The organism is Streptomyces justiciae, assembly GCF_015163075.1.
In the GTDB taxonomy this organism is placed as follows: domain Bacteria; phylum Actinomycetota; class Actinomycetes; order Streptomycetales; family Streptomycetaceae; genus Streptomyces; species Streptomyces justiciae.
On the sequence record NZ_JADDXU010000002.1, the window covers coordinates 427,839 to 448,378 of the forward strand.

Genomic DNA, 20,540 nt, shown 5'->3' on the forward strand with positions numbered 1-20,540 from the left:
TAGGCTCACATATATGAGAGATAGGGAAACCAATGCCCACCCGGTCGGAGGCCCGCTGGACCTGAACCTGCTGCGCACGTTCCTGACCGTGTACCGCACGGGCTCCTTCACCGCCGCCGCCCGGCTCCTCGGCCTGTCGCAGCCCACGGTGACGACCCAGATCCGCGCCTTGGAGCGGCAGCTGGACCGGGAGCTGTTCGAGCGGCTGGCCCGCGGGGTGGCGCCCGCGCCTTACGCGGACGAGCTGGCTGCCCGGATCGTCGAGCCCTTGGACTCGCTCGCCTCGGTGGCGCGACCGGAGGACACCCCGGCCGAGCCCGTGCACCTCGCCGGTCCGGCCGAGTTCCTGGCCCGTTCCATCCTGCCGGGCATCGCGCCGCTCGTGGAGAAGGGCGTACGGCTGCGGGTCACGCCCGGCCTGACCGAGCCGCTCCTGGAGGATCTGCGCGCGGGCCGGCACGACCTGGTGATCGCGACCTTCCGGCCGCGCGGCCGGACGCTGACGGCGGTGCCGCTGAACGACGAGGAGTTCGTGCTGGTCGCCGGGCCCGCGTGGGCGGAGCGGATCGGTGGCGCGGGCCGGCTCGCGACGGAGGGGGCCGCCGCGCTGCACGGCGTCCCCCTGGTCGCGTACGCCGAGGACCTGCCGATCGTGCGCCGCTACTGGCGGCATGTGTTCGGCAAGCGCCTGGTGTGCCAGCCCGCGGTGACGATGCCCGACCTCAACGCGGTCAGGGCGGCGGTCGCGGGCGGTACGGGATTCTCGGTCCTCCCCCGCTATCTCTGCGCCGACGAACTGGCGTCCGGCGCACTGGTCCTGCTGCACGATCCGGACGACCCACCCATCAACACCGGGTTCCTGGTGCAGCGCCCCGGCGTCTCGGGCAACCCGCACGTGGCCGTCGTACGCGACCATCTGCTGCGCGCCGCCCGGGAGCGGTAGTCGGGCTTGAGGAACTCAGGGCTTGACGAACCTCAGGGCTTGAGGAACGAGGAGCGGGCGCCCTCCAGGGTCGCGTCGATGCGGGCCGCCTGGCCCTGGGTGAACATGAACATCGCGATGTCGTCGGTGTAGTCCATGTAGTTGACGAACATGTCCCCGTCGGGTGCGTTGTTGCAGGTCACGTGCGGGAACGTGGGGGTGCCGAAGTTGGGGCCACCCGCGTTGGGAGTGTCCGCGACGAAGTCGCTGCCGCTGCACCCCTGGCCGTCGTCACCCCAGATGTGGAAGAGGTTCAGCCAGTGACCCACTTCGTGGGTGGCGGTCCGGCCCAGGTTGAAAGGCGCCTGTGCCGTACCCGTCGTACCGAGGAAGCGGTGTCCGATGACCACGCCGTCGGTCTCGGGCGGGCCGCCCGGGAACTGGGCGTAGCCGAGGATCTCCCCGAGGTTGGGGTCGGGGTCCTCGAGGCGTGGGGCGACCCAGAGATTGAGGTACCGGTCGGCGGGCCAGGCGTCATGGCCGCCGCTCGCCGCGAACTTGACGGCGTCGTCGGTGCGGAAGAGGTCTGCCGCGGTCTCGGTGCGGGTGATGCCGTCGGTGGGCGCACCGAAGGGGTCCTCGGTGGCGAGCGCGAACTCGATGCGGCAGTCGGCGGTGAGGGACCGCCAGACCTCGGGGACCTTCGAGACGTCCGGGTTGAGCATCCGGTAGTCCTGGTTCAGGACCTCGATCTGGCCGGCGATCTGCGCGTCGCTGATGTTCTGGTCAGGCGTGTGGTGCACGACGTGCACGACCACCGGGATGACCGTCACGCCGACACGGGCCGAGGTCTCCATGCCGGTCTCGAAGGCGAAGGCCCTGTTCTCCACCGCGTCCCGCGCGAGGGCGTAGGAGGGGTTCTCGGTCAGCAGCCGCCGGTGCACCGGCATGGTGCCGCAGACGCGGCGGGCGGGGGCGGGGGTGGTCTCGTCGATCTCGTTCTCGGGCACGCTGCACCGCCTGACGATGGCCGCGTCCGTGCGACGCGGAAGGTGAGGGTGGAACGGGCCCGTTGAGGTTTACGGTAGGGCGACCGCACGGACACGGTCAGCAGAATCACCGAATTCACGGTAAGTACGGCGTTGCATTCCGTATCGGGTCAACCGGACAGGTTTCCGGCCGAACCCGCAGGGAGCAGGAGGTGCCCGGCCATGAGCGGTCCGCCGCCGGAACTGATCGGAACATGGGTGCATTCGTACGAGGAGGACTCGCCCGGCGTGACCGTCTACCGCCGGGCCGGGTACCCGCTGCCGCCCGCGCGGGGCCGCCGCGGACTGGAGTTCGCCGCGGACGGCACCTTCACCGAGCGGCCCATCGGACGCGGCGACGCACCGGGGCGGCGGACCGGCAGCTGGGCACCGGCGGACCAGGAGGGGCGTCGACTGGCCCTCAACTTCCCTGACACGGAACGCCAGTTGGAGGTTCTGCACGTCGACGACCAGATTCTCGAGGTGCGGGCCCCGGACGGAGGGCGGCGTGTTCCGTAGGAGTGCCGTGGCGGTGGCGGCGGTCGGTGTGCTCGCGCTGGCGGGCTGCGGTGCCGATGACTCCGGGGGCGCGGCGCCGGAGCCCACCGTGACTTCCGGAGCCCCGGCGCCGGAGGTGACGGCCGACGCCACGACGCCGACCCCGGCCCCCACCACTGACCCCACCCAAAAGCTCGCGTCCCTGAACATCAGCGGCGGTTTCGCCGGCGTCTCCCGGCAGGTGGTCCTGCGCGGCGACGGCACCGTCCACGCCCGCGACAACGGCAGGTCCGCGACGCGCCACCTCAAGGCCGCCGAGTTCAGGGAGCTGCGGACGCTGCTCGGCGATCCGGCGCTCGACAAGGTCCCCGACTTCACGGTCAACACCGGCGCCGCCGACCTCTTCCAGTACCAACTCCGCTTCGACGGCCGCACGATCATGACCGACCGCTCCGCATCACACCCCGCCCTCGACCGCCTCATCGACGCCCTGAGCGCGTTCCTGCCGAAGGGCTGACGGCGTACTCCCCCGTCAGTACACCGGCTTACTCCCGCTGTGAGACGACCTCGCCGTGCCCGCCCGGCACCGTGGGACCCATGAAACTCAGCCGCCCGGCCCGCAAGGGCTCCGTCGTCGTCCATGTCGTCGCCTCCGCCGGCTGGCTCGGGCTCACCTTCGGCCTGCTGGCGCTCGGGATCACCGCGGCCACCACCGGTGACCCGGTGATCGTGGAGTCGTCGGTCCGGGCCATGAAGCTGTTCGCCGACTGGCTCCTCCTCCCCCTCGCGTTCCTCACCTTCCTCAGCGGACTGCTGCTCTCGCTGGGCACGCCGTGGGGACTGGCGAGGCACCGCTGGGTCTACGCGAAGTTCTGGCTGACCCTCGCCACGCTCACCGCGACGGCGTTCGTCCTGCGCCCGGCCGTGAACTCCGCGGTCGCCGCCGTCGCCGCGGGGCACCCGCTGCCGGACACCGGCGACGTCCTGTTCGGTCCGATCGTCTCGTCGAGCGCGTACGTCTTCATGACGGTGATCTCGGTCGTCAAGCCGTGGGGGCCGACGCGGCGCGGACGCATGCACCGGGCAAGCTCAACTCCCGCCGCCCGACGCGGCATTGACGTCCCCGTCCGGACCGCGTCACGGTGATGGTCCGTCAGACATCTCCGGAGGGCGTCCATGACTTCAGCGTCGGCACCCCGCTCCGACTCCGAACTCCTCGCGCGGGTAAGGGAGATCCGTCCGCTGATCGCCGAACACGCGTTGCGGACCGAGCAGGAGAGGCGGGTGACCGGCGAGGTCGTCGCGGCGCTCACCGAGGCCGGCGTCCACCGGATGAACGTCCCCCGGCGGTACGGCGGTCATCAGACGCGGCTGCGCACCCAGGTCGACGTGCTGGCCGAGGTGGCCGGGGCGTGCGGGTCGGCCGGTTTCACCGCCCTGATCCAGGCGGGCTGCGCGTTCATCGCCGCGCTCTTCCCCGACGAGGCGCAGGACGAGATCTTCGCCCGCCCGGACGTGCGGGTCGGCGGCACGCTCATCCCGGACGCCACGGCGGTCGCGGTGGACGGGGGCTATCTGGTCAACGGCACCTCGGGCTTCGCCACCGGCTGTCAGGACGCCGACTGGCATCTGCTGACCGTCCGCGTCGAGTCCGGCGAGGGGCCGCCGGAGGTGCTGTGGACGGCCGTACCGGTGTCGGAGCTGGAGATCCTGGACGACTGGCACGTCTCCGGGCTGGCCGGTTCCGGCAGCAACAGCGTCGTCGCCCATGACGTCCTCGTGCCCGCGCATCGCGTGCTGCCCGTCGGGCCGCTGCTGGCGGGCGAGTTCCCCTCCAAGGCGAACGCCGACGACCCCTTCTACCGGATGCCCGTCCTGCTGCTGTTCTGCGCGTGGACGGCCCCGCACGCGCTCGGTCTGGCGCGGGCGTCCCTGGCGGGGTTCACGGACCGCATCCACCGGCGGGGCATCACGTACACCTTCCACGAGCGGCAGCACGAGGCGACCGTGACGCACCTCCAGGCGGCCGAGGCGGCGATGAAGATCTCTTGCGCCGAGCTGCTCGCGGACGAGTTCGTCGCCCGCATCGAGGCCGGGGAGCCGTACACGCAGGAGGAGCGGGCGAAGATCCGGGCGCAGAGCGGTTATGTGGCGCGGCTGTGCAAGGAGGCCGTCGATCTGATCGCCTCCGCCTCCGGCGCGTCCTCGCTGCGTCTGGACGTGCCGGTGCAGCGGGCGGTGCGCGATCTGCACGCTCTCAACCTGCACTCCTTCGTCAATCCGGCGACCAATCTGGAGCTGTACGGGCGGGTGCTGTCCGGGCTGGACCCGGGGACGCTCTTCCTCTGATCGAGGGGTGCTCGCTCTTCGGCGGAGAGGTGATCCAGACCACGAAAGAAACGATGCCGTTTCTCTGGTGGCGGGGCTATGCTGAGCTCCAAGCGAACGAAACCGTTTCGTTCAGGAGGGTCGCTCCCATGACCTCTGTACTCATCGTCAGCAGCCAGTCGCTCCAGCGTCTCGGCCTGCGCATGCTCCTGACGGACCAGCCCGACCTGACCGTCTCCGGCGAGGCGACCACCGGCGCCGAGGCGGTCCGCATGAGCGCCGTGCTGCGCCCGGACGTCGTCCTGCTCGACGGCCGCGTCCAGGACACCGACGGCATCGATGTCATCCGCCGGATCACCCATCCGCCGGCCTTCGCCGCCACCCCCGGCCTCTCCGAAGCGGCGGCCCGCCCTCCGCGCGTCCTCGTCCTCACCCCCGACACCCATGAGCAGCACGCCTACGCCGGGCTGCGCGCCGGGGCCGGCGGGTTCGTCCTGGAGAGCGCCGCCCCCGAGGAACTGGTCGCGGCGATCCGGGTGGTGGCGGTCGGGGACGCCGTCATCACCCCGAACCTGACCCGCGCCCTCATCGACACCGTCCGGCAGCAGCAGCCGGTCCGTCCCGCCACGACCGGGGTCGGCCTGGACACGCTCACCGAGCGGGAACGCGACGTCCTGACCGCCATCGCCTCCGGCTGGTCCAACGCGGAGATCGCGGCGCGCCTGAACATCGCCCCGACGACCGTGAAGTCCCATGTCAGCCACATCCTCGCCAAGATCGGGGCGCGTGCCCGCGTGCACGCGGTCGTCTTCGCCTACGAGACGGGCCTGGTGCGGCCCGCCGCCTGAGGGCCGCGCGGGCGTTTGAGCCCGCGAGAACTGGTCAGGCGCGGGGGATGTTCCAGCTTCCCGCCCCCGCGGTCCCGTCCCCCACGCCCGTCAGACCGGCCCCCGGCGCCACGCGTCCCCCGCGCGGCGTACCGGGGGCGGTGTGGTGAGCGGGCCCCTCACGAGCCGCCCGCCGGTCCAGGACCCGGCGCCCGGACCCGGCCGCCCCGCCGAGGACCGCGACGCGTTCTTCGACAACGCCAAGTACCTGGCGATCGTGCTGGTGGCGTCCGGCCACGCGTGGGAGCCGCTGCGTGACGGCAGCCGGACGGTCAGCGCGCTCTACATGCTCGTCTACGCCTTCCACATGCCGGCGTTCATCGTCGTCGCGGGCTACTTCTCCCGGAACTTCGACGCGAGCCCACGGCGGCTGAGACGGCTGGTGACCGGGGTCGCCCTCCCCTACGTCGTCTTCGAGACGGCGTACACCTTCTGGACGCGCTGGACCGACGGCGTCCCGGACCGTCCGGTCAGCCTCCTGGAACCGCTGTATCTGACGTGGTTCCTGGCCGCGTTGTTCATGTGGCGGCTGACCACCCCGGTGTGGCGGCACGTGCGGTGGCCGCTGCCCCTCGCGCTCGGTGTCGCGGTGCCGGCGAGCGTGACGCCGTCGATCGGCGAGGACCTTGATCTCCAGCGCACGTTGCAGTTCCTGCCGTACTTCGTGCTGGGCCTGTGTCTGCGGCCGGAGCACTTCCGGCTGGTGCGCCGCCGTGCGGCGCGGGTGCTGGCGGTGCCGGTGTTCGTGGGTGCGCTCGGTGTGGCCTACTGGGCGGTGCCGCGGCTGAGCGGTGCCTGGTTCTACCACCGGGACAGCGTGCAGGAGCTCGGTGCGCCCGGCTGGTCCGGCCTGGTCATGACGCCGGTGCTGTTCGGCTGCTCGGTGCTGCTGGTCGCGTGCTTCCTCGCCTGGGTGCCGGGGAGACGGACGTGGTTCACCACGCTGGGCGCGGGCACGCTGTACGGCTATCTGCTGCACGGGTTCGTCGCGCGGGGCTCCGAGCCCTGGGGCTGGTACGAGCCCGCCTGGGTCCACGGGCCGCTCGGCGCGGTCGTCGTCACGGCCGTCGCTGCGGTGACCGTGACGCTGCTGTGCACCCCGCCCGTGCGCCGGGTGTTCCGCTTCGCGGTGGAGCCGGACCTGCCGTGGGTCTTCGGACGTCACGGGTCGCGGGAGCGGGTCGCCGCGCCCGTGTGAGCGGGTGTGCCGTCACGGGGACGGCGGCCTGGAGGTGCCCGCGACGGTGGGGGTCGGGGTGACCTCGGGCAGGTGGGTGTCACCGCCCGACGGGATCGCGGTGACGGCCATGACGACGGCCACGGCCGCCGCGACGATCAGCACCAGGGCGACCAGGAGCCGCGAGCGCACGTCACGCACCGGCTCGGGGCTCGCCTCGGGTCGCGCCGCCACGGCGGCCAGTGCGGCCACGATCTCGTCCGCGCCCGGTCGCCGCGCCGGGTCCTTCGCCAGGAGCTCGCGCAACAACGGCGTCAACGGGCAGTCCGCGCCGGGCAGTTCGGGCTCCTCGTACACCACCGCGTACAGCGTCCCCGGCGCGGACGGCCGGGCGAAGGGGGAACGGCCGGTCAGGGCCGTGCAGAGCGTGGCGCCGAGCGACCACCAGTCGGAGGCGGGCCCCGGCACCCCTCCGGTGGCGCGCTCGGGCGGCATGTACTCGGGCGAGCCGACGAGCAGACCGTCCTGGGTCAGCCGCTGCGCGTCCTGTACGGCGGCGATCCCGAAGTCGGTGAGCACGACCCGGCGGCCGGGGCCGAGCAGGACGTTGCCGGGCTTGACGTCGCGGTGCAGCACCCCGGCGGCGTGCACCCGGCGCAGCGCATCGGCGAGCGCGAGACCGATGCGTGCCGTCTCCCGCACGCCCAACGAGCCGTACCGGGCGACCGTCTGCTCAAGCGAGGGCGCCTCGACCAGTTCCATGACGATCCACAGCCGGTCGTCCTCCTCGGCCACGTCGTACACGCGGACCACGCCCGGATGGTCGATACGGGCACCGGCCCGTGCCTCACGCAGTGCTCGTTCGCGGCGGGTGCGCTCGTCGGGGTCGGTGCCCGGGCCGTCGAGACGCAACTCCTTGACCGCGACCTGCCGTTCGAGCATCTCGTCGCAGGCCCGCCACACCCGCCCCATGCCGCCCTGTCCGACGCTCTCCGCAAGGCGGTAGCGGCCGGCGATGCGCATGGGTGGTCACCTCCCCGGCTTCCATCACAACACAGGCCGCCGGTCCACGACAGGCCACGACCGGCCGGACGCGGGGCGGGGGTGTGAACACGCCGTTCAGGGACGCCAGTACAGCGCGGGATCGGGGTGGTCGGTGAACCCCAGGTCGCGGTAGAGGGGTTCGCCCTCGGCCGAGGCGTACAGGTCCACGCGTGACACCTCACGCTCCCGGAACCAGTCCAGCAACTCCCGCATGATCGCCCGGCTGTGACCGCGCCGTCGGTGCGCGGGGTCGGTGACGACGCCGACGACCTGACCGACGCGGCCGTTGAGGAGGTGCGGTCCCGGCAGTCGTTGTTCGACGACCCCGATGCCGCAGGCGGCGAGCCGGCCGCCCGCGCCGTCGACGACGAGGATACGGACGGACTCCGAGGTCAGCTGCTCGGTCAGCACCACGGCCAGTGCGTCGAGCCAACCGTCGTCACCCGATGCGGAGTTGAAGAAGGGGTCCGCCAACTCGTCGAACAGCAGCGCCCTAAGACGCAGGAGCTCGACGAGGTCGTACGGCCCCGCCGGGCGTACGGCGGTACGGATCGCGGTGCGTTGTCCCATGCCCACGAGCCTGATGTAATGACCTTATGCATCTCAACCCTTACGGCGAGGATGCCGTGAACCTCGCCGCCGACCTGGCCAACCGCCGCCCGGCCGACGCCGGGGAGCTCGCGGACCGCTGCCGGGCCGCCGGGGTGGCGGTGGAGGGGCCGGTGACGCCGGACGACCTCGACCGGGTCGGGGCCGCGCTGGACGCCTGGGAGAAGGTCGTCGACGCGACGGCCGAGCACGAACGCGCCGCGCTGGTCAACGCGATGCTGGCCGCGGCCGCCGCCCATCCCCGGATGACGAACCACGTCGGCACCGGCTGGCACCTTCACTACCGCGACGACGGCCAGCCGCTCGGCGCGGTCGTCTCCTCACTGATCTCGGTCGGCACGGCACTGCACCTCGCGGGCCGCGGCATGCACCGCCTCGGCCGCTGCGCGGTGACCGAGTGCACCACGATCTTCGCCGACACCTCCCGCACCGGCAGACAGCGCTACTGCTCCCACCCCTGCGCCAACCGCGACGCGGTCCGCCGCCACCGCGCCCGCGGGGTGCCGCCCACCGGCTAGCGAACGGCACCCTCAGGATCAGCTCACTCGCCGACCGGCTTGCCGCGCTGCCAGGCCCAGGCCAGGCGGTCCGCGCCGGACTGGTTTGTGGTCTTCAGCCAGGGCTTCGCCGGGTCACCGGTCAGCTCCTGTATCGAGTAGATGTCGTCGGTGCGCAGGCCCGGCCAGTACACCGAGCCCATCTTCAGCTCGCGGAAGGTGTCCGTGACGGCCTGGATGAAGTTGACGTAGTTGTCGTCCGGCGTCTTCACGTTGTAGTTCAGGCCCGTGGTCATCGGCGCCCCGAACTCGTCGGCGACGGTCCGGTTCGCGCAGTCGCCGATGCGCACCTTCAGGTCGGCGACCCACTCGTCGTAGGTGGCGTACGACTTCCAGAAGCCGTAGTGGTGCAGGGACAGGTACGTGCCCTTCAGGCGCGGGTCGGCGCAGACGGACGTGACGTGGTCGTTGTAGCCGGCGCCGCTGACGAAGACGCGGTTGCGCGGCACGGACTTGTAGGTGTCCAGCCACTTCGCCGCGATGTCGGCCCACTCGGTGTCGGTGTAGCCGTGCGGCTCGTTCATCGGCTCGAAGTAGACCCGGGAGTTGCCCTTGTAGGCCTTCACGACGGTGTTCCACATCGGCCAGTAGGTGGCCTCGTCGTCGATGTAGCCGTCCTTGCGCTCGCCGGTGCCCTCCCAGTAGGACACGATCACCTTGAATCCGTGGGCCGTCGCGGCGTCGATGACCCCGCGGTACGACTTCCAGTAGGCGCCGTTGACCGTGGACGGGTTGATCGGCAGCCGGACCGTGTTGGCGCCGAGGTTGGCGCGGAACGCGGAGATGATCCGGCTGGCCTTGACGTAGGTCTGGGCGTAGGTGTCCGTCGTCGACAGGCCGGACAGCTGGAGCGTGTCGTCGGCGAAGTTGTCCCGCGGGTCGGCCCAGTTGACGCCCTTGAACTGGGTGGTGTCGATGCTCGGTGCGGCGACTGCGGGGCTGCCCGCGAGACCGGCACCGGTGACGGCGGCGATCGCGACCGCGGCGAGGGCGGCCCGTGTACGGGGCTTGAGGCGGGTGCTGACAGGGGTCTTGCGCATCGACGTACCCTTCCGGAGCGACAGGATGTTTACGTAAACATCACGGCGCCGGAATCGTGGCATCCACCCCCACGACCGTCAAGGTTTCCCACACGTAACATCCGTTGCGACGACAGTGCGGACAGCGGGGTCCGCGACGACCGAGGGGGTCACCAGTGGTGGAGCGAGGCGGTTCCGGGGTGCCCGGCGGGCGCCGGAGACAGCGGGTGTCCATGGCCGACGTGGCCCGGCTCGCGGGCGTCTCCTCGCAGACCGTCTCCCGGGTCTCCAACGGCCATCCCGGGGTGGTCGACGCGACGCGGGAGCAGGTCCTCGCGGCGATGCGGGAGCTCGGCTACCGACCCAACAGCGCGGCCCGCGCCCTGCGTTACGGCCAGTTCAACACCATCGGCGTGATCCTCTTCGACCTGGCCTCGACGGGCAACAGCCGCACCGTGGAGGCCATCGCCACGCATGCCGCCGCCGAGGGCTACGCGATCACCCTCATCCCGATCGACGTGCCGACGCAGGACAACGTGCTGGGCGCCTTCACGCGCATGGGCGAGCTGGCGGTCGACGCCGTGATCGTCATCATGGAGGTCCGGCTCCTGGACGCCGGAACCGTCCAACTGCCGCCGGGGGCCCATGTCGTGGTGGTGGACTCCGACGCCGGCGACCGCTACAGCGTGGTCGACACCGACCAGGCCGACGGCACCGGGAAGGCCGTACGGCATCTGCTGGACCTCGGCCATCGCACCGTATGGCATCTGACGGGTCCCGCGGAGTCCTTCGCCGGGCAGCGTCGCACGCAGGCCTGGCGGGCGGTCCTGGAGGAGGCCGGGTGCCCGGTGCCGGCGCCGCTGCACGGGGACTGGTCGGCCGAGTCCGGGTACGCGGCCGGGCTCGCGCTCGCCGAGGAGCCGGACTGCACGGCGGTGTTCGCGGCCAACGACCAGATGGCGCTGGGCCTGCTGCGGGCGTTCCAGGAGCGCGGGCTGGCGGTGCCCGGCGACATCAGTGTCGTCGGCTTCGACGACATCCCGGACGCCGCCTACTTCGTGCCGCCGCTGACCACCGTCCACCAGGACTTCGCCGAGGTGGGCCACCGCTGTGTCCAGAAGGCACTCCAGCAGATCCGCACCCCGGGCGCGGCCCTGCCGGGTCGCGATCTGGTCCCGACCCGACTGGTGCTGCGGTCGAGCACGGCACCGCCGCGGGGCTGAGGGCCAATTCGGCAACACCGTCTCGCGGAACCGGACGCCGAGTCCCGACTGCCCTGGCCACGACGGCGATGTGAAAGGTCCCCGAGAACGCCTCGCGCCCGTCGCGGCGGGACGCGGAGACCGACCTGAACGTGTGACGCGTGGGCCCGGCCCCAAGTGCGGCCGGGCCCATGCGGGTTCAGGCGGTGTGCAGGGTCAGGCCGTACCGGTTGAGGATCTCGTTGACCGGCTGGAACCAGGTCTCGCCGCCGCTGGAGCAGTTGCCCCAGCCGCCCGAGGTGACGCCCTGGGCCTGGTCGCCGCTGATGAACGAGCCGCCGGAGTCGCCCGGTTCGGCGCAGACACTGGTCTTGGTCATCTGATGCACCGCGCCCTGGCTGTAGTTGACGGTCTCGTTCATCGCGAGGACCGTGCCGCAGTGCCAGTGCGTGGTCGAACCGGACCGGCAGATGGAAGAACCCACCGGCGCCACGTTGGAGCCGCGCACCAGTTGGTCGGAGACGGTGCCCCAGCCGAGCACGACCGGTACCGTCCACCAGCCGCTGCCCACGTTGACCCAGGCGTAGTCGTTGTCGGGGAACGACGAACCCTGGAAGTTGCCGATGTAGCTGCGGTCCCAGCCGTAGACGGCGCCGGTGTGCTGGTCGCAGTGTCCGGCGGTGATGAAGCCGCCGTACACCGAGAAGCCTATGGAGCAGCGGACGTTGCCGGTGTAGAAGGGGTCGCCGCCCACGGTTCCGGCGGCGAAGGTCTGCGGTGCGGTGGAGACGTGCCGGACGGTGACGGGGCCGGCGCGGTGGGCCCGCTCCACGAAGCGCCGGACATCGTTGTCGGCCTGCTCGCCGGCGACGACGTTGACGACGACCGTGCTCTCCTGCGGGTCGACATGCCAACTGGCGACGCCCGCCGGGGCGTTGAGCTTGTCCAGGCGGGCCTGGGTGGCGGCGAGTTCGCGGGCCGTGTGGGCGACGGTGCGGACGTGGGCGCCGGTGGCCCGGACCGCTCGGACGGTCGCCTGCGGCGCGTCCGGGGTGAGGCCCACGGTCAGGGTGCCGGCGGTGGCGTCGTACCAGGTGCCGCCGAGTGAACTACCGGCGGCCTTGCGGGCCTTGGGATCGGCGGCCGTGGCCCGCTGTTCGGCGGCGAGCCGCTGCTCGGCCTGGGCCTTGGTGAGGTGCAGGTCGCTCTGCATCGCGGTGAGGAGACCGGCGGAGGCGGGTGCCTTCGTCGGACGTGCGTCGCCGGAGGAGGAGGCGGAGGCGGGTGCGGTGCCCGCCGCGAAGCCGGCCCCGAGCGTAAGCAGGGCGGCCAGGGCGGCATGGGTGAGTCTGGTGCGTCTCATGGGGGTTGCCCTTCGTCGTTCCAGTGGAGTGGGGTGGAACAGCGGGGAACAGCAGGATGCTGAGAGCGCTCTCAGGGGTGTGGCCGGGCAGAGCCTAGCGGCTGATCATGGTCAGGTCCATACCAATTCGGCCACTCTGTCGAAGGCCGCGCACGCCGGCTCAACTGGTCAGGGTTTGGCGCGTCGTTGGGACGGCCCGACATAGGCTGCTCCAAGATCCGCCGCGGAGCGGAGTCCCCTCGACAGGAGGCCCGATGGGTGTGGCGGATGCGATCAGGGTTCGGCCGGTGCCGGAGCTCCTCGCGGAGAACGCCGTACGGTACGGCGAGAAGCTCGCGTTCGCCGACGACCGGCGCGAGGTGAGCTGGGCCGAACTCGACCGCAGGACCGCACGGTTGGCGACCGGACTCGCGGTCGGGCGCGGCACCCGGGTGGCGTTCTTCCTCGACAACGGCGTGGAGCTGGTCGAGGGTCTCCTGGCGACCGTGCGTGCGGCGGCAGTCGGGGTGCCGTTGCCGCCGCGTGCCACGCACACCGAGCTGGCCCAGCTGTTGGCGGACTGCGACCCGGCCGTGGTGGTCACCGACCAGCGGCGGTTGCCTCGGATCGCCGGGATGGTCGCGGGGCGGCCGGTGCGGCTGGTGGTGATCGGCGAGGGACCCGTACCGGAGGGCGCGTCGCACTTCGAGGATCTGCTCTCGGGGCAGCGGGCCGAGCCCCGAGACGACCTCGGTCCGGACGAACCCGCCTGGCTGCTCTACACGTCCGGCACCTCGGGCACCCCCACGGCGGCCGTGTCCAGTCAACGCTCCGCACTCTGGTCCTCGTTCGCGTGCTATCTGCCCCGGCTCGGACTGACCGCCACGGACCGGGTCCTCTGGCCCCTGCCGCTCGCCCACACCTACGCCCACTCGCTGTGCGTGCTGGGCACGACCGTGGCCGGGGCGAGCGCACGCATCACCTCGACCCCCGGCCCCTCCCAACTCACCCGGCTGATCGGCGAGTTCGAGCCGACCGTGCTCGGCGGGGTGCCGCTCACCTTCCGGCAGCTCCTCGACACCGGCCTCGGCGCGGTGCCCTCGCTTCGGGTGTGCGTCACCGCGGGCGCGCCGAGCGACCCGGAGCTGCGGGAGCAGGTGGAGCGGCGGTTCGGGGCGCCGCTCCTGGACGGGTACGGCTCCACCGAGACCTGCGGCAAGATCGCCATGGAGTCGCTCGACGGGCCACGGGTGCCGGGGAGCAGCGGAACGCCGGTGCCCGGCATGGACGTCCGCCTGGTCGACCCGGACAGCGGCTTGGACGTCGTGGGCGGCGAGGGCGAGATCTGGGTGCGCGGCCCCGGCGTCATGCTCGGCTACCACAACCGGCCCGAGGCGGACGCCGACGCCCTGCGCGAGGGCTGGTATCGCACCGGTGACCTGGGGCGGCTCGGGGCGGGCGGCAGTCTGACCGTCACCGGACGGCTCAACGACCGGATCGTGCGGGGCGGCGAGAACGTCGATCCGGCCGAGGTCGAGCGGGTGCTGCGCGGTCTGCCCGGGGTGCGGGACGCGGCCGTGGTGGCGCGGGCGCATCCGCTGCTGGGTGAGGTCCCGGTGGCGTTCGTGGTCCCGGCGGAGGAGTCCCTGGACCCCGCCGGTCTGCTGCGCGAGTGCGCCGCCGTGCTGTCGGCGCACAAGGTGCCCGAGGAGGTCCTGTTCACGCCGGCCGTCCCGCGCACGGCGGCGGGCAAGCCGCGGCGGGCGGTGCTGCGCGAGACGCTCGCCGAGCGGCCCCCGGCGCCGGACCTCGCGGGGCTGGCCGGTCTGACCGCCGGTGAACGGCGGTCCGCGCTCACGGAGTTGGTGTGCCGGGAGGCCGAGGCGATCCGGGGCACGGTCGCCGATCCCGGCACCGCGTTCGCCGATCTCGGGCTGACCTCGATGGATGCCATGACCCTGTGGCACCGGCTCAGCCTGCGCACCGGACTGCGGCTGCCGGCGACCCTGGTCTGGGACCACCCGACCCCGGCCGCGGTCGCCGCCCACCTGGACACCCGGATGACCGGCGAGACAGCGGCGACGGTCCCGCCGCCGCGCGGCCCGGAGGCCGAGCCGGTGGCGATCGTGGCCGTCGGCTGCCGCTACCCGGGCGGGGTGAGCTCCCCGGAGGACCTGTGGCGGCTGGTCTCCGACGGTGTGGACGCCACGGGCGACTTCCCCACTGACCGCGGCTGGGACGTCGACGCCCTGCACGATCCCGACCCCGACCGGCTCGGCACGACGTACACCCGCCGCGGCGGCTTCCTCGATGGCGCGGCCGACTTCGACCCGCTCTTCTTCGGCATCTCGCCGCGCGAGGCCCTGGCGATGGACCCACAGCACCGCCTGCTGCTGGAGGTCGCATGGGAGACGCTGGAGCGCGCCGGCATCCCCGCGCCGTCGCTGCGCGGCAGCGCGACCGGCGTGTTCGTGGGCCTGATGCACGCCGGGTACGGCACCGGGCTCTCGCCGCACGAGCTGGAGTCGCACATCGGCATCGGCTCGTCGGGCAGTGTCGCCTCGGGGCGGATCTCGTACGTCCTCGGCCTGCGCGGTCCGGCCATGACCGTGGACACGGCGTGTTCGTCGTCGCTGGTCGCGATGGACCTGGCCGCCAAGGCGCTGCGGGCGGGTGAGTGCACGCTCGCGCTGGCCGGCGGGGTGACGGTGCTGTCGAGTCCGCAGCCGTTCATCGCGTTCAGCAGGCAGCGCGGGCTGTCGGCGGACGGCCGGTGCCGGTCGTTCGCGGCAGGCGCGGAGGGCACCGCGTGGGCCGAGGGTGTCGGCCTGGTGCTGCTGGAGAAGCTGTCGGACGCCCGGCGCAACGGCCACCCGGTGCTGGCGGTGCTGCGTGGGTCCGCGGTGAACTCCGACGGCGCGTCCAACGGCCTCACGGCCCCCAACGGCGAGGCCCAGCGCGACCTCATCCGCCTGGCGCTGGCCGACGCGGGCCTCGGCCCGGCCGACATCGACGTGGTCGAGGGCCACGGCACGGGCACGGCACTCGGCGACCCGATCGAGGCGGGCGCCCTCCTGGCCACCTACGGCCAGGACCGCGACCCGGCCGACCCCGTCTGGCTGGGCTCGGTCAAGTCCAACCTCGGACACTCGCAGGCCGCCGCCGGAGTGGCCGGAGTGATCAAGATGATCGAGGCGATGCGCCACGGCGAACTCCCCCGCTCCCTGTACGCGGAAGAGCCGTCGCCGCACGTGGACTGGACCGAGGGGGCGGTACGACTCCTCGACCGCCCGCGACCGTGGCCGCACCGCGACCGGCCGCGCCGGGCGGCCGTGTCGTCGTTCGGCATCGGCGGCACCAACGCCCATCTCATCCTCGAAGAGCCACCGTCGCAGGCCGCGGTCGGCGTCGAGAACCGCCTTGTGGCCGCCGCCCCTTGGCTGGTCAGCGGCGGCGACGAGGCCGGACTGCGGGCGCACGCCGCGAAGTTGGCGGAGACGCTGGCGGACGTCACGGACGAGGACGCGCTGGACGTGGCGTTCTCGCTGGCGACCACGAGGACACCCCTCCCCCACCGAGCGGCTGTGCTGGGCGACAGCACCGCCGAACTCCTCGCGGGTCTGCGCCGATTGGCAGCGGGCGAGGACAGCCCCGGGCTGCTGAAAGGCACGGTGCGCGGCACCCCGAAGCTGGCGCTGCTGTGCGCAGGCCAGGGCACGCAGCGGGCCGGGATGGGGCGCGAACTGGCCGCCGCCTTCCCGGCGTTCGACGCCGCCTTCACCGAGGTGTGCGAGCTGTTCGACCCGCTGCTGGACCGGCCGCTGCGTGAGGTGATCGACGACCACGACGGCGATCTACTGGACCGCACGGACTACGCACAGCCCGCGCTGTTCGCCTTCGAGGTCGCCCTGCACAGGCTGCTCGCGGAGTGGGGTGTACGCCCTGACTACCTGGTCGGCCACTCGATCGGCGAGCTGGCCGCCGCCCATCTCGCGGGCGTGTTCTCGCTGGCCGACGCGGTCCGGCTCGTGGCCGCGCGGGGCCGGCTGATGGCGGCCCTGCCCGAGGGCGGCGCGATGGTCGCGGTGCGGGCGCCGGAGGCGGAGGTCGCGCGCAGGCTCGCCGAGACGCCCGGCCGGGTGGCGATCGCGGCCGTCAACGGGCCGACGTCGGTAGTGGTGTCCGGCGACGAGGCCGCGGTGACCGCGCTGGCCGCCTCGCTCGGCGGGCACAGCACCCGGCTCCGGGTGAGCCACGCCTTCCACTCTCCGCTGCTCGATCCGATGCTGGCCAAATTCCGTGCCGTCGCCGAGACCGTGACGTACCGGCGGCCGTCCGTGCCGGTGGTCTCCACGGTCACCGGCCGCCCCGAGCCGGACGCGCTCGCCACCGCCGACCACTGGGTACGGCAGGTGCGCGAGACCGTCCGGTTCGCCGACGCGGTGAGCTGGCTGGCGGAGGCGGGCGTGACGGCGTTCGTCGAAGCCGGTCCCGCCGCCGCCCTGAGTGTGGCGGCCGAGGGGTGCGTCGTACCGGAGTCGGGCTCGGTGTTCACGTCGTGCGCCGATGCGCAGGGAACGCTCGCGGCACTGGCCGCCCTCCAGGTGCACGGGGTGCCGGTCGACTGGCGGTCGGTGTACGCGGGCAGTGGTGCGCGGCGGCGCGCGTTGCCGACGTACCCGTTCCAGCGGCAGCGCTACTGGCTGCATGCGGTACGGCATCCGGTCGCGGCCGGCCATCCGGTGCTGGGCGAGGCTCAGCCGGACGCCGACGGGCCCGGCGTGCGGCACGCCGGGGTGCTGTCCGCCGTACGGCAGTCCTGGCTCGCCGACCATGTGATCGGCGGCCGGGTGCTGCTGCCTGCGGCGGCCTTCGCCGAGCTGGCGTGTCATGCGGCCGGGGCGTCCGGGCCCGTACGCCTGGCCGAACTGGCCTTCCGGGAGCCGTTGGTGCTGCCGGAGTCCGAGCCGGTGCGTGTGCAGGTCGTGACCGGCGGTCCGGACGAGGCGGGGAACCGGCCGGTCGCGGTCTGGGCGCGGGAGGGCGAGACGTGGACGCGGCATGCGACGGCGACGATCGCCCCGGTCGGCGCGGCGCCCGTCGTACCGCTCCGGGTGTGGCCGCCCGCCGGTGCCGAGCGGCTCCCGGTCGACTACGACCGGCTCGCGGCTCACGGTCACGACTACGGACCGGCTTTCCGGGCGGTGACCGGTCTCTGGCGTCGGGGCACCTCCCTGTACGCCGAACTGGCCCTGCCGCCAAGGGAAGCGGCGACCGCGGGTTCCTACACCCTGCACCCCGCGCTGCTCGACGCGGCCCTGCACGCGGCACTCCTGGCCGACGGCCCCGGCGAGGCACGGGTCCCGCTCACCTGCGCCGGGCTCACGGTGTACGCCACCGGCGCCACCAGCGCCCGGGCCCACCTGGAACGGCTCGGCCCGGACGAGTTCCGGGTGACGCTCACCGACCCCACCGGGCAGCCGCTTGCCGCGGTCGAGTCGATGGTCACCCGGGTGCTGCCGCCCCAACGCCCGGTCGCACACGGCGAGTTGTACCGTCTGGCATGGCTTCCGGCGACGGCTTCCGGCAACGCCGACGCGCGCCATGAGGTGTTCGACGTGAAGAGGTCGGGCACGGACGCAGACACGCCTGCCCGCGTGCGGAGCCTGCTCGGCGGAACGCTCGCGCGGATTCAGGAGTGGGTCGCCGACGCGCGCCCGGGGCGGCTGCTGATCCTCACCCACAACGCGACCGGCGACGATCCCGACCCGGCCGAGGCGGCGGTGGCCGGGCTCGTGCGCAGTGCCCAGTCCGAGCATCCCGGCCGGATCGTGCTGGTCGACCGGCGCGGGGGCCCGGCGTCCCCGGCGGACCTGGAGGCGGCACTGCGGACCGGCGAACCGCAGGTCACCCTGCGCGACGGTGCCGTGCTCGTGCCCCGGCTGACCGCCGTGCCGTCCACCGTCGAGACCGAGGCGCCCGTTCTCGATCCCGACGGCACGGTGCTGATCACCGGCGGCACCGGGGCGCTCGGGGCGAGCCTCGCCCGGCACCTCGTCGACCGGCACGGGGTGCGTCAGCTGGTGTTGGCCGGGCGGAGCGGTCGTACGCCGGCGTGGGTCGCCGAACTCGGGGCGGCGGTACGGGTGATGGCCTGCGATGTGAGCAACCAGGACGCTGTCGATACCCTGGTGGCGGCCTGTGGGCCGAAGTTGACCGCCGTGTTCCATCTCTCCGGTGTCGTGGACGACGGTGTGGTGGACGGCCTGACGCCGGAGCGGCTCGCGGCCGTGCTCGCGCCGAAGGCGGACGGGGCCTGGCATCTGCACGAGGCCACCAAGGATCTCGGGCTGTCCGCGTTCGTGCTCTACTCCTCGGCGGCGGGCGTGCTGGGCCGCCCCGGACAGGCCAACTACGCGGCCGCCAACGGTTTCCTGGACGCGCTGGCCCGCCATCGCACCGCCCAGGGGCTGCCCGCGCAGTCGCTGGCCTGGGGACCCTGGACCACGGCCGACGACGAGGGCATGGCAGCCCAGGTCGCTCCGCACCGACTCACCGACGGGGGTGTCCTGTCCGTCGGCGAGGAGAAGAGCATCGGCCTGCTCGACCGGGCGTCGCGGACCTCGGAGCCGGTCCTCGTGCCGCTCGCGTTGGACCTGACGGCGCTCCGCGCGCAGACCGCGCCGCCGGTGCTCACGGATCTGCTGCCGCGCCGTCCGGCGGCCGCCCCCGCCACCACCGTTCCCGCGCAGGCGCCCGGTGCCTGGCGTGAGCGGCTCGCCGCCGCGCCGGTGGACGAACGCGAGGCAGTGCTCGTCGAGTTGATGCGCGCCGAACTGGCCCTGGTGCTGGGCTTCCCGGACGCCGCGTCCTTCCCCGTCGAGCGGGCCTTCACCGAACTCGGCTTCGACTCGCTGACGGCGGTGCAGTTCCGCAACCGGCTGAGCGCGTTCACGCGGGTTCGGTTGGCGCCGTCGATCGTGTTCGACCATCCGACGCTGCCCGCGCTGGCCGCGCATGTGCACGAAGCGCTGCGTCAGGTGTTGCCGGATGCCGGAGCGGAGGTCGCAGGGGACGAACCGGCCTCCTACCGTTTCGGCCCCCTGTACCACCAAGTCCTCCGCGAACGCGGCCCGTTGGAGGCCATGGGCCTGCGCTACCTCGCCTCCCACGCCCTCCCCTCCTTCTCCGCCGCCGACCGCGCCCGGCATGCCGTCCCGCCGGTCCGGCTGGCCCAGGGCGCGGGCACGGCCCTGGCCTACGTCCCGGACTACCTCACGCCGTACCACCGCGTTCCCGCCGGGCTGGCCAAGCAGTTCGACGGCGAACGCGACCTGTTCCTGCTGGAGCACCCGGGATTCGGCACCCGCCGAGCCGTTCCGGAGGACGTGGACGCGGTCGTCAGGACGCATGTCGACACCGTGCGGACCTTGTCGGCGAACAGTCCGGTCGTCCTCGTCGGCTACTGCGCGGGCGGCGCGATCGCGCACGCCGTGGCGCGGGAGCTCGCGCGGGCCGGGGAGCCGCCGGCGGGGCTGATCCTGCTCGACGGACACGCCGGTGTGCTGCGTCGGGACGACGAGCGGGCGTTGGCGCTGATGGCCGCCGGTGCCGAACTGCCGGACGACGTCGTGGTCGAGTTCGACGACTCGCTGCTGATCGCGGGCGGAGGCTACGCACGGGTGCTGGAGAACTGGGAGCCGGAGCCCTCTCCCGTCCCGACCCTGCTGGTACGGGGCCGCCCGACCGCGCAGATGCTCCGCATCGCCCCCAAGGCCGACTGGCAGCCGCGCTGGCCGCTCCCCCACCAGGCCGTCGACGTCCCCGGCGACCACTACACCCTCGTCCACCACGACGCCGACACCACGGCCGCGGCGATGCGCGCCTGGCTGCCGGCATGAGCGACCGAAACGACCACCAGACCGCA

Annotated in this window: 15 protein-coding genes; 10 read left to right on the forward strand and 5 right to left on the reverse strand. The window is 72.8% G+C overall.

Translation table 11 applies throughout. The features are described 5' to 3' along the window. Positions 1 to 13 precede the first annotated feature (13 nt). Complete coding sequence (locus IQ210_RS05980) at positions 14 to 943, forward strand: LysR family transcriptional regulator (RefSeq protein ID WP_194077786.1); 930 nt, start codon at positions 14 to 16, stop codon at positions 941 to 943. Between the two features lie 32 nt (positions 944 to 975). On the opposite strand, the gene IQ210_RS05985 is transcribed toward IQ210_RS05980, so the two are convergent. Continuing rightward, the gene (locus IQ210_RS05985; RefSeq protein ID WP_322656317.1) at positions 976 to 1,932 is read right to left on the reverse strand and encodes a zinc metalloprotease; all 957 of its coding nucleotides are present in this window, start codon (positions 1,930 to 1,932) and stop codon (positions 976 to 978) included. A gap of 201 nt (positions 1,933 to 2,133) precedes the next feature. Between IQ210_RS05985 and IQ210_RS05990 the strand changes: the two genes are divergently transcribed. The 6 genes from IQ210_RS05990 to IQ210_RS06015 all read left to right on the forward strand — a co-directional run bounded on the left by IQ210_RS05990 (position 2,134) and on the right by IQ210_RS06015 (position 6,861). After that, positions 2,134 to 2,469, forward strand: a complete 336-nt coding sequence (locus tag IQ210_RS05990) for a hypothetical protein (protein ID WP_194077787.1) — start codon at positions 2,134 to 2,136, stop codon at positions 2,467 to 2,469. Continuing rightward, positions 2,459 to 2,965 carry a hypothetical protein gene (locus IQ210_RS05995; RefSeq protein WP_194077788.1) on the forward strand — a complete coding sequence of 169 codons (507 nt, stop codon included), beginning with the start codon at positions 2,459 to 2,461 and terminating at the stop codon, positions 2,963 to 2,965. The genes IQ210_RS05990 and IQ210_RS05995 overlap by 11 nt, the downstream gene beginning before the upstream one ends. Positions 2,966 to 3,045: 80 nt before the next feature. Further along, the gene (locus tag IQ210_RS06000; RefSeq protein ID WP_194077789.1) at positions 3,046 to 3,594 is read left to right on the forward strand and encodes a DUF2269 family protein; all 549 of its coding nucleotides are present in this window, start codon (positions 3,046 to 3,048) and stop codon (positions 3,592 to 3,594) included. Positions 3,595 to 3,624: 30 nt separating this feature from the next. Then, positions 3,625 to 4,797, forward strand: coding sequence for an acyl-CoA dehydrogenase family protein (locus tag IQ210_RS06005; protein WP_194077790.1), 1,173 nt, complete (start codon positions 3,625 to 3,627; stop codon positions 4,795 to 4,797). Positions 4,798 to 4,925: 128 nt separating this feature from the next. After that, complete coding sequence (locus IQ210_RS06010; RefSeq protein WP_194077791.1) at positions 4,926 to 5,624, forward strand: LuxR C-terminal-related transcriptional regulator; 699 nt, start codon at positions 4,926 to 4,928, stop codon at positions 5,622 to 5,624. Positions 5,625 to 5,769: 145 nt separating this feature from the next. Further along, entirely contained in the window at positions 5,770 to 6,861 is a 1,092-nt protein-coding gene (locus IQ210_RS06015; protein ID WP_322656318.1) for an acyltransferase family protein, read from the forward strand. Positions 6,862 to 6,873: 12 nt separating this feature from the next. Here the strand turns inward: IQ210_RS06015 and IQ210_RS06020 are convergent, their stop codons facing one another. Together IQ210_RS06020 and IQ210_RS06025 are read right to left on the reverse strand one after the other, a co-directional pair. Continuing rightward, positions 6,874 to 7,863: a serine/threonine-protein kinase gene (locus IQ210_RS06020; RefSeq protein WP_194077793.1), complete on the reverse strand. Its 990-nt coding sequence runs from the start codon at positions 7,861 to 7,863 to the stop codon at positions 6,874 to 6,876. 96 nt (positions 7,864 to 7,959) lie between these two features. Then, a complete protein-coding gene (locus tag IQ210_RS06025) occupies positions 7,960 to 8,454 on the reverse strand; it encodes a GNAT family N-acetyltransferase (protein ID WP_194077794.1) in 495 nt (164 codons plus the stop codon). 26 nt (positions 8,455 to 8,480) lie between these two features. Between IQ210_RS06025 and IQ210_RS06030 the strand changes: the two genes are divergently transcribed. Next, positions 8,481 to 9,011, forward strand: a complete 531-nt coding sequence (locus IQ210_RS06030; protein WP_194077795.1) for a CGNR zinc finger domain-containing protein — start codon at positions 8,481 to 8,483, stop codon at positions 9,009 to 9,011. Between the two features lie 23 nt (positions 9,012 to 9,034). On the opposite strand, the gene IQ210_RS06035 is transcribed toward IQ210_RS06030, so the two are convergent. Beyond that, positions 9,035 to 10,090 (reverse strand): glycoside hydrolase family 5 protein, encoded by a 1,056-nt coding sequence (locus IQ210_RS06035; RefSeq protein WP_194077796.1) that lies wholly within the window; start codon positions 10,088 to 10,090, stop codon positions 9,035 to 9,037. Positions 10,091 to 10,245: 155 nt separating this feature from the next. On the opposite strand from IQ210_RS06035, the gene IQ210_RS06040 reads away from it, so the two are divergent. Next, on the forward strand, positions 10,246 to 11,292 hold the full coding sequence (locus IQ210_RS06040) for a LacI family DNA-binding transcriptional regulator (RefSeq protein ID WP_314206179.1): 1,047 nt from the start codon (positions 10,246 to 10,248) through the stop codon (positions 11,290 to 11,292). A 178-nt stretch (positions 11,293 to 11,470) separates the two neighbouring features. Here IQ210_RS06040 and IQ210_RS06045 read toward each other — a convergent pair whose 3' ends face one another. Continuing rightward, on the reverse strand, positions 11,471 to 12,634 hold the full coding sequence (locus tag IQ210_RS06045; RefSeq protein ID WP_194077797.1) for a S1 family peptidase: 1,164 nt from the start codon (positions 12,632 to 12,634) through the stop codon (positions 11,471 to 11,473). A 254-nt stretch (positions 12,635 to 12,888) separates the two neighbouring features. Here IQ210_RS06045 and IQ210_RS06050 point away from each other — a divergent pair, with 254 nt between their 5' ends. Next, the gene (locus tag IQ210_RS06050) at positions 12,889 to 20,514 is read left to right on the forward strand and encodes a type I polyketide synthase (RefSeq protein ID WP_194077798.1); all 7,626 of its coding nucleotides are present in this window, start codon (positions 12,889 to 12,891) and stop codon (positions 20,512 to 20,514) included. Positions 20,515 to 20,540: the final 26 nt, after the last annotated feature.